General features: G+C 69.8%; 9 protein-coding genes. 5 read left to right on the top strand and 4 right to left on the bottom strand.

The genetic code is table 11. The features are described 5' to 3' along the window. Positions 1-34: 34 nt before the first annotated feature. Positions 35-1,435 (top strand): M1 family metallopeptidase, encoded by a 1,401-nt coding sequence (locus ABZ880_RS41630; protein ID WP_361274668.1) that lies wholly within the window; start codon positions 35-37, stop codon positions 1,433-1,435. Here ABZ880_RS41630 and ABZ880_RS41635 read toward each other — a convergent pair. The 3 genes from ABZ880_RS41635 to ABZ880_RS41645 form a co-directional block, all read right to left on the bottom strand. Next, positions 1,432-2,991, bottom strand: a complete 1,560-nt coding sequence (locus tag ABZ880_RS41635) for a M4 family metallopeptidase (protein ID WP_361274697.1) — start codon at positions 2,989-2,991, stop codon at positions 1,432-1,434. The genes ABZ880_RS41630 and ABZ880_RS41635 overlap by 4 nt on opposite strands. A gap of 304 nt (positions 2,992-3,295) precedes the next feature. Beyond that, complete coding sequence (locus tag ABZ880_RS41640; protein ID WP_361274671.1) at positions 3,296-3,763, bottom strand: hypothetical protein; 468 nt, start codon at positions 3,761-3,763, stop codon at positions 3,296-3,298. Between the two features lie 29 nt (positions 3,764-3,792). Further along, a complete protein-coding gene (locus ABZ880_RS41645) occupies positions 3,793-4,317 on the bottom strand; it encodes a GNAT family N-acetyltransferase (RefSeq protein ID WP_361274673.1) in 525 nt (174 codons plus the stop codon). A 49-nt stretch (positions 4,318-4,366) separates the two neighbouring features. Between ABZ880_RS41645 and ABZ880_RS41650 the strand changes: the two genes are divergently transcribed. Then, positions 4,367-4,777, top strand: coding sequence for a hypothetical protein (locus ABZ880_RS41650; RefSeq protein WP_361274676.1), 411 nt, complete (start codon positions 4,367-4,369; stop codon positions 4,775-4,777). A 129-nt stretch (positions 4,778-4,906) separates the two neighbouring features. Further along, complete coding sequence (locus tag ABZ880_RS41655) at positions 4,907-5,191, top strand: hypothetical protein (protein WP_361274679.1); 285 nt, start codon at positions 4,907-4,909, stop codon at positions 5,189-5,191. Positions 5,192-5,251: 60 nt separating this feature from the next. Here the strand turns inward: ABZ880_RS41655 and ABZ880_RS41660 are convergent, their stop codons facing one another. Beyond that, positions 5,252-5,827: a TerD family protein gene (locus tag ABZ880_RS41660; RefSeq protein ID WP_361274681.1), complete on the bottom strand. Its 576-nt coding sequence runs from the start codon at positions 5,825-5,827 to the stop codon at positions 5,252-5,254. A 186-nt stretch (positions 5,828-6,013) separates the two neighbouring features. On the opposite strand from ABZ880_RS41660, the gene arfB reads away from it, so the two are divergent. Then, a complete protein-coding gene (gene arfB / locus ABZ880_RS41665; RefSeq protein ID WP_361274683.1) occupies positions 6,014-6,451 on the top strand; it encodes an alternative ribosome rescue aminoacyl-tRNA hydrolase ArfB in 438 nt (145 codons plus the stop codon). A gap of 112 nt (positions 6,452-6,563) precedes the next feature. Beyond that, a complete protein-coding gene (locus ABZ880_RS41670) occupies positions 6,564-7,421 on the top strand; it encodes a sigma-70 family RNA polymerase sigma factor (protein ID WP_361274685.1) in 858 nt (285 codons plus the stop codon). Positions 7,422-7,510: the final 89 nt, after the last annotated feature.

Genomic DNA, 7,510 nt, shown 5'->3' on the forward strand with positions numbered 1-7,510 from the left:
CCTCCGTGGGCCCGGTCGTCCTAGGATCACTGACATGTCCAGATCCGCGCGCGTTGTCCCGGCCGTCCCGTCCGCCTTACTGGCCCTCGCCCTCACCGCGTGCGGCGGCGTCCACGGAACCCCGGGCGGCTCCGGAGTGCACGACCCGTACTTCCCGAAGTCGGGCAACGGCGGATACGACGTCAGCCACTACGACCTGAAGCTCGACTACACCCCGGGCGACAAGCCTCGCCTGACCGGCATCGCGACCCTCACCGCCCGGGCCACCAAGGACCTCTCCGCCTTCGACCTCGACCTGGAGGGGCTGGACGTCGACGAGGTCACCGTCGAGGGCAAGCGGGCCCGCTTCAACCGCGCCGGCCAGGAGCTCACCGTCCGCCCCCACGACGACCTCGACGAGGACGAGACCTTCCGCGTCACCGTCCGGTACTCCGGCACACCGAAGACCATCACCGACCCCGACGGTTCCAAGGAGGGCTGGCTGCGCACCGCCGACGGCGCGCTCGCGCTCGGCGAGCCGACCGGCTCCATGGCGTGGTTCCCCGGCAACAACCACCCCTCCGACAAGGCGTCGTACGACATCGCGGTCACCGTGCCGAAGGGCCTGCAGGCCGTGTCCAACGGGGAGTTGACCGGCGAGACAAGCAGCGGCGACCGTACGACGTTCTCCTGGCACACCGCGAAGCCCATGGCGAGTTACGTCGCCACCGTCGCCGTGGGCCACTACCGCATCAGCCGCTCCACCGTCGGCAAGGACCGCCTGCCGGTGTACGTCGCCGTCGACCCGGCGCAGGTGAAGGCGAGCCGGAAGGTGCTCGCGAAGATCCCCGAGATCATGGACTGGGAGGAGACCAACTTCGGGCCGTACCCCTTCTCCTCCACCGGCGCGATCGTCGACCGCCCGGAGGACGCCGAGTACGCCCTGGAGACCCAGACCCGGCCCGTCTTCCCCGGCGCCCCGGACACCGGGACGCTCGTCCATGAGCTCGCCCACCAGTGGTACGGGAACTCCGTCACGCCGAAGACCTGGCGGGACATGTGGCTCAACGAGGGGTTCGCGACGTACGCGGAGTGGCTGTGGGACGAGGACCACGACGGCGACAGCTGCCGGCAGACCTTCGAGGCGCTCTACGACCACGGCGAGGACGACTACCCGGACCTCTGGTCCTTCCCGCCCGGCAAACCGAGCGGCGCCGCGCACATCTCCGACGATCCGGTGTATGTGCGCGGCGCGATGGTCCTCCACAAGATCCGGCAGAAGGTCGGCGACGACACCTTCTACGACATCATCCAGGGCTGGGCCGCCGCCCACCGTCATGGGAACGCGGACACCGCCGACTTCACGGCCTTTGTCGAGAAGAAGGCACCGGACAAGGACTTCGGCGGGATCTGGAAGGACTGGCTCTACGGGGACGGGAAGCCCGACGAGGCCTAGTTGACGTTGACGGCCTTCCAGGCGGCCGCCACCGCGCTGTACTCCGCGCTGCCCGCGCCGTACAGGTCGCTCGCTGCCTGGAGGGTGCCGGTGCGGGCGCCCGCGTAGTTGGTCGAGGACGTGAAGTACGTGGTCAGGGCCCGGTACCAGATCTGGTCGGCCTTGTCGCGGCCGATGCCGGTGACCGTGGAGCCGTCGTAGGTCGGGGAGTTGTAGCTGACTCCGTTGACGGTCTTGGCGCCGCTGCCCTCGCTCAGCAGGTAGAAGAAGTGGTTCGCGACGCCCGAGGAGTAGTGGACGTCGAGGCGGCCGACGGTGCGCGACCAGTAGTCGGCCGAGCCGCCGTCCTTGCTGGGCTTGTCCATGTAGCGCAGCGGGGTGCCGTCGCCGTTGATGTCGATCTTCTCGCCGATGAGGTAGTCACCCGGGTCGGCGGAGTTGTTCGCGAAGAACTCCACCGAGGTGCCGAAGATGTCGGAGGTGGCCTCGTTCAGACCGCCCGACTCACGGCTGTACTTGAGGCCGGCGGTGGCCGCGGTCAGCCCGTGGCTCATCTCGTGGCCGGCCACGTCGAGCGAGGTCAGCGGGTGGGTGTTGCCCGAGCCGTCGCCGTACGTCATGCAGAAGCAGCTGTCGTTCCAGAACGCGTTGACGTAGGCGTTGCCGTAGTGGACGCGGGAGTAGGCGGCCTTGCCGTCGCCCGCGATGCCGTTGCGGTTGAACGCGGACTTGTAGAAGTCCCAGGTGACGGCGGCGCCGTAGGCCGCGTCGACGGCCGCGGTCTGGCGGTTGGCGGGGGTGCCGTCGCCCCACTTGTCGTCGGCGTCGTGGAAGAGGGTGCCGGTGCCGTTCGTGCCGCCGTTCAGGTCGTACGTCTTGTGGCCGCCGCGGCCGCCGTCGATCAGGTCGTAGCCGCCGGAGGCGGAGGCGGTGGTGCCCAGGGTCACGGTGCCGCTGTACTCGCTGGTGCCCGTGCCGGTGTCGACGGCCTCGTAGGAGTAGATCCTCTTGCCGGTGGTGGCGTCCGTGACGACATGCAGCTCGCTCGGGGTGCCGTCGTCCTGCAGTCCCTTGACGACGGACTCGTAGGCGAGGACGGGCTTGGCGCCGACGGCCCAGATCACCTTGCGGGAGCTGGCGGAGGTGGCTCTGGAGGAACCGGCGGCAGCCTTGAGCGCGCTCTTCTTCGCGCCGGCGGCGGAGATGGAGGCATCCGTGGACGCCACGGATATCCGCGCCCTGGTCGCCTTGCTGACGCCCTTGAGCTTGCCGCTCTTCGTCACATGCGTGACCAGGTCGCCGCCGAGGACGGGGAGACCGGCGTACGTGCGCTGGTAGCGGGTGTGGACGGTGCCGTTCGCGTCCTTGAGCACGTCCTGGACGACGAGCTTCTCCTGGCCCCCGAGCCCGAGCTCGCGGGCCGTCGAACCGGCCGCCTCCTGCGCCGACTCGAGAGCGGCGGCACGGGCCGAGGCGGTGAGGGGGAGGGCGCCCGCGCCGCCGGCGTGCGTGGGGGCCGCGGTGGCGGCGCCGTTCTGCAGGGCGAGCACGACCATGGCGGCGGAGCCGATCAGGGCGGTGGTGCGGAGGGCGGTCTTACGGGTGGTGCGGGTGCCGTGGGAACGCTGTCTCACTCGGTCTCCTTCGGGCCGGCCTCATGGTTGAGGCACAGGGCTGGCACAGGTGGGGCACAGAGTTGCGGCGAGCGAGGAGAGGGTGACACCGGGAACGGCCTGTTTGACAGGGTGCCGTCAAGACTTTACGTGTTTGTATCCGAAAGCCGGGGTACCGGATCCGTTATGCGGACGGCTGGGATGCGGTCAACTCCACGTTCAAGGAGCGCAGTTGGAGGTCGAAACGTCACACCCGACGTTCGAGGTCGCGCCGCATCGCGGCTCGGGCCGCCCAGACCGCCCGCCCGTGCCTGAGGCGGTGTTCCTGGAAGTCGGGCGAGTCGAGGGGCGGGTCGCCGGCGGCGAACACCTCCAGCAGTTCGCGCAGGGTGGTGTAGACGTCCTCGAGCACGTCCGACAGCTCCTGCGGCGCACAGATCAGGGCCGACTCCCGGACCTCGTCGCAGCCGGACGCCCGGAAGGCCTCTCGTACGGCCGTGTCCAGCGTGTCCCGGCCCCGGTCGGCGACGGCCGCCGTGTGCATGGCCTCGTACGCCTGCCGGTACCGGGTCAGGCAGGTCACGTAAATGTCCCTGCGCTCCCGGTGGTTGCGCTCGGCCGCGTCCCGGCGCCATCGCACCCGGTCGGCGAGCAGGGTCGAGCCCACGCCGATCACCGCCCCGATTCCCGTGCCCGCCAAGGTCGTCCACTCCACCCCGGCATAGTGCACCGCCGCGCCGCGGCTCACGCGGGCGGGGCGGGCAGCGGCTTCCGCAGCACCGCGCACGGGCGGCCGAGTCGGCGGTCCTTGCGGTGGTCGATCACCTCGTAGCCGAGGGCGGTCCAGAAGGCGAGCCCCTTCGGATTGTTCTCGAGTACCGCAAGACGTACGGCGTCCCGGCCCGCCGCGCGGAAGCGGTCCTCGACGAGCGTGGCCAGGCGGCGCCCGTACCCGCGCCCGTGCTCGCGCGCGTCCACCATCAGCAGGCCGATCCACGGGTCCGGGTCGGCCGGGTCGGGGTGGTGGGCGAGCGTGACGGCGATCCCGACGAGCCGGCCCTCGCTGCGGGCGAGGAGCACCTCGATGTCCGGATTCACCAACTCATCGGCCAGCGCGGTCGCGACCTGCTCCGGCCGGATGTCGTCCGGGTCGGGGAAGTCGCCGCTGAGCGCGTGGAACTCGCGGTTGGAGGCGTAGAGGGCGGTGAGTTCGGTGAGCAGCTCACCGGGGAGGGCGCCGTCGGCCGGCGAGAGCGGTTCGAGGAACATGGCAGGACGGTATCCGCAGCCACCAACCATGTTCGGGGGACACAGGACGATGACCACCCAGCCACCGCCGTACGGCAACCAGCCCGCGTACGGCCGGCAGCCCTCGCCCCCGCCGGGCTTCGGCCCACCGCCGCCGCAGTACGGCTACGCCCCGGCGCCACCCCAACCACCGGCCGGCGGACCGGAGTTCATGGCGGTCGACCGCCACAACTCGATCGTGGTCGACACGGAGGGGGTGGCCTTCGAGATCCACGGCCAGTCCCTGGAGTTCCCCTGGCAGCAGATCCGCAGCGCCCACTTCAAGGCGAGCCCGAACGGCAAGGCCCTGATGATGGCGGTGATCCACCTGAACGGCATGTTCTACGAGTGCGTGGTGGAGGCCAGGCCGAGGACGAAGCTGGCGGAGTGGTTCGCCGAGCTGGCGGCGGTGCTGAGCTACTACCGGCCGGTGGGCTCGTAGCGGGCCTGCCCGGAACGCAGTCCGCCGTTCGCGGTGATCGTATGGAGATGTGCCGGACCCTTCCGGCGAACCTGGCTCGGGGCTGCGCGCGAAGTGAGACTTGGGAGGCAGAGCCCGAGGGGGGGAGTCATGAGATCGCACCTGCAGTGGACTCACGGCCGCGACGAGCATGCTGTCGTCGAACGCAAGCAGACCTACACCGAGATCCTGGTCAAATTCCTTGTCCTGGTCGGTCTGCTGTACATGCCGGTTCTCATCTTCCAATGGGGCCAGTGGATCCCGTTCGCCGGAGGCGGCGTCTACCTGCTCTGGGAACTCGGCCGCCTCAACAGAGCCTTCGGCGAGCTCGCCGACCTCTGGAACGAGCAGCACCAGCAGCGGCGGGAATCGGCTCGCGACGACTCGCTGCAGTGACACCGGAGCCCCCGGCCGCGGCGCACCGCAGCCAGGGGCTCCCGCACAGTGCGACGTCCGTCAGACGTTGACGCCGAAGTCCTGGGCGATGCCCACCAGGCCCGAGGCGTAGCCCTGGCCGACCGCGCGGAACTTCCACTCCGCGCCGTTGCGGTAGAGCTCGCCGAAGACCATCGCCGTCTCCGTGGCCGCGTCCTCGGAGAGGTCGTAGCGGGCGATCTCGGCGCCGCCGGCCTGGTTGATGATGCGGATGTAGGCGTTGCGGACCTGGCCGAAGTTCTGCGAGCGGTTCTCCGCGTCGTAGATGGAGACCGGGAAGACGATCTTGTCGATGTCGGCCGGCAGGGCCGCCAGGTTGACGTTGATCGCCTCGTCGTCGCCCGCGCCCTCGCCCGTGCGGTTGTCGCCGGTGTGGACGATCGAGTTGTCCGGGGTGTTCTTGTTGTTGAAGAAGACGAAGTGGGCGTCCGAGTAGACCTTGCCCTGACCGTTGACCGCGATCGCGGAGGCGTCGAGGTCGAAGTCCGTGCCGGTGGTGGTGCGGACGTCCCAGCCGAGGCCCACGGTGACGGCGGTCAGGCCCGGAGCCTCCTTGGTGAGCGAGACGTTGCCACCCTTGGACAGGCTTACAGCCATGGTTTGGGAGTCCTTTCCCTCGTTTTGCGTACGGCAGTGCGGCCGGTACGGGTCGTACGGGCACGAAGCTACAGCTACCCCTACCAACGCCAAGAGGGGTACCGAAGGTTCCAGCTGTCTTTACTTTCTTTACCGAACAGTGGATGAACGATATTCGCGTGACGTGTGCCGGTCAGCCGCGCGACCATGGGGGGCATGTCCGGTCCCTACCTCATCCGCGGCTCCGTCTCGCTCCCCGAGGCCGAGCTCATGTGGCGTTTCTCGCGGTCGTCGGGGCCCGGCGGGCAGCACGTCAACACCAGCGACTCCCAGGTGGAGCTGCGCTTCGACCTGGCCAGGACCGAGGCGCTGCCCGAGGTCTGGAAGGCGCGGGCGCTCGAGCGGCTGGCCGGCCGGCTCGTCGACGGCGTCGTCGCCGTGCGCGCCTCCGAGCACCGGTCCCAGTGGCGCAACCGGGAGACCGCCGCCGTACGCCTCGCCGCGCTTCTCGCCGAGGCCACCGCGCCGCCGCCCAAGCCGCGCCGGCCGACCCGCATTCCGCGCGGGATCAATGAGCGACGGCTGCGGGAGAAGAAACAGCGCTCCGACACGAAGCGGGGCCGGTCGGGCCGGGACTGGTCCTGACACCGGGCCACGCGGCCATATTCGTAGAACGTCCTCTGTCACATCTCCCGATTTCCCTCCGTCATGTCAGCGAGAGAACTGACAACGGACCTCGGTGCGGGGAGCTATGGCGATGAATGACAACGAATTTCTTGCCCGGCGATTCGAATCGCATCGATCTCATCTGCGCGCCGTCGCCTACCGAATGCTCGGTTCGGCCACCGAGGCCGACGACGCGGTGCAGGAGGCGTGGTTCCGGCTGAGCCGTTCCGACACCCGGCAGGTGGACAACCTCGGGGGGTGGCTGACGACCGTCGTCGGGCGGGTGTGCCTGGACATGCTGCGGTCGCGCAAGTCGCGCGCGGAGGAGCCGCTGGAGCCGTTCGAGACCACCGCGCGCGGGGCGGGCGCCTCCGCCGACGCCGACCCCGAGCAGGACGCGGTGCTCGCCGACTCGGTGGGCGTCGCACTGCTCGTCGTACTCGAGACGCTGACGCCCGCGGAGCGGCTGGCGTTCGTGCTGCACGACCTGTTCGCGGTGCCGTACGAGGAGGTCGGGGACATCGTGGGGCGCAGCCCCGTGGCGGCGCGGCAGCTGGCCAGCCGGGCGCGGCGGCGGGTGCAGGGGGCCGAGGTGCACGATGCCGATCTGGCTCGGCAGCGGGAGGTTGTCGATGCCTTCCTCGCCGCCGCCCGGGAGGGCGACTTCGCCGCGCTGGTCGAGGTGCTCGACCCGGACGTCGTCGCACGTACCGAGGTCGGTGTGACCACGGGGGCCGCGGCGGTGGCCAAGGGAGCGGCGAGCTTCAGGCACTTCGCGCATGTGGCGCGGCCCGCGATGGTCGACGGTCGCACCGGTCTGGCGGTCTACCTCGGCGAACACCTCGACCGCGCGCTGGCCTTCGCGTTCGTAGGGGACCGGATCGCCGTCATCGACATCGTCATCGACCCCGAACGAGTGGCCGGCCTGGACATCAGCCTCGTCGACTAGGGCCCTTCTGATGGATCTCCGCGGCGTCGCGACGCCCGGCACGCCCTCTCGCCGCACCGGTCAAAAGCCCTAGTAGCTCCGCTACGAGG

It is taken from the genome of Streptomyces sp. NPDC047043 (assembly GCF_040644055.1).
GTDB lineage: Bacteria > Actinomycetota > Actinomycetes > Streptomycetales > Streptomycetaceae > Streptomyces.

What these genes read in the sequence shown, in the direction of transcription:
- ABZ880_RS41655 (WP_361274679.1), top strand. Translation starts at nt 4,907, where the DNA reads ATGAGATCGCACCTGCAGTGGACTCACGGCCGCGACGAGCATGCTGTC.
- ABZ880_RS41670 (WP_361274685.1), top strand. Translation starts at nt 6,564, where the DNA reads ATGAATGACAACGAATTTCTTGCCCGGCGATTCGAATCGCATCGATCT.
- ABZ880_RS41645 (WP_361274673.1), bottom strand. Translation starts at nt 4,317, where the DNA reads ATGTTCCTCGAACCGCTCTCGCCGGCCGACGGCGCCCTCCCCGGTGAG.
- ABZ880_RS41650 (WP_361274676.1), top strand. Translation starts at nt 4,367, where the DNA reads ATGACCACCCAGCCACCGCCGTACGGCAACCAGCCCGCGTACGGCCGG.
- ABZ880_RS41635 (WP_361274697.1), bottom strand. Translation starts at nt 2,991, where the DNA reads ATGGTCGTGCTCGCCCTGCAGAACGGCGCCGCCACCGCGGCCCCCACG.
- ABZ880_RS41630 (WP_361274668.1), top strand. Translation starts at nt 35, where the DNA reads ATGTCCAGATCCGCGCGCGTTGTCCCGGCCGTCCCGTCCGCCTTACTG.
- arfB (WP_361274683.1), top strand. Translation starts at nt 6,014, where the DNA reads ATGGGGGGCATGTCCGGTCCCTACCTCATCCGCGGCTCCGTCTCGCTC.
- ABZ880_RS41660 (WP_361274681.1), bottom strand. Translation starts at nt 5,827, where the DNA reads ATGGCTGTAAGCCTGTCCAAGGGTGGCAACGTCTCGCTCACCAAGGAG.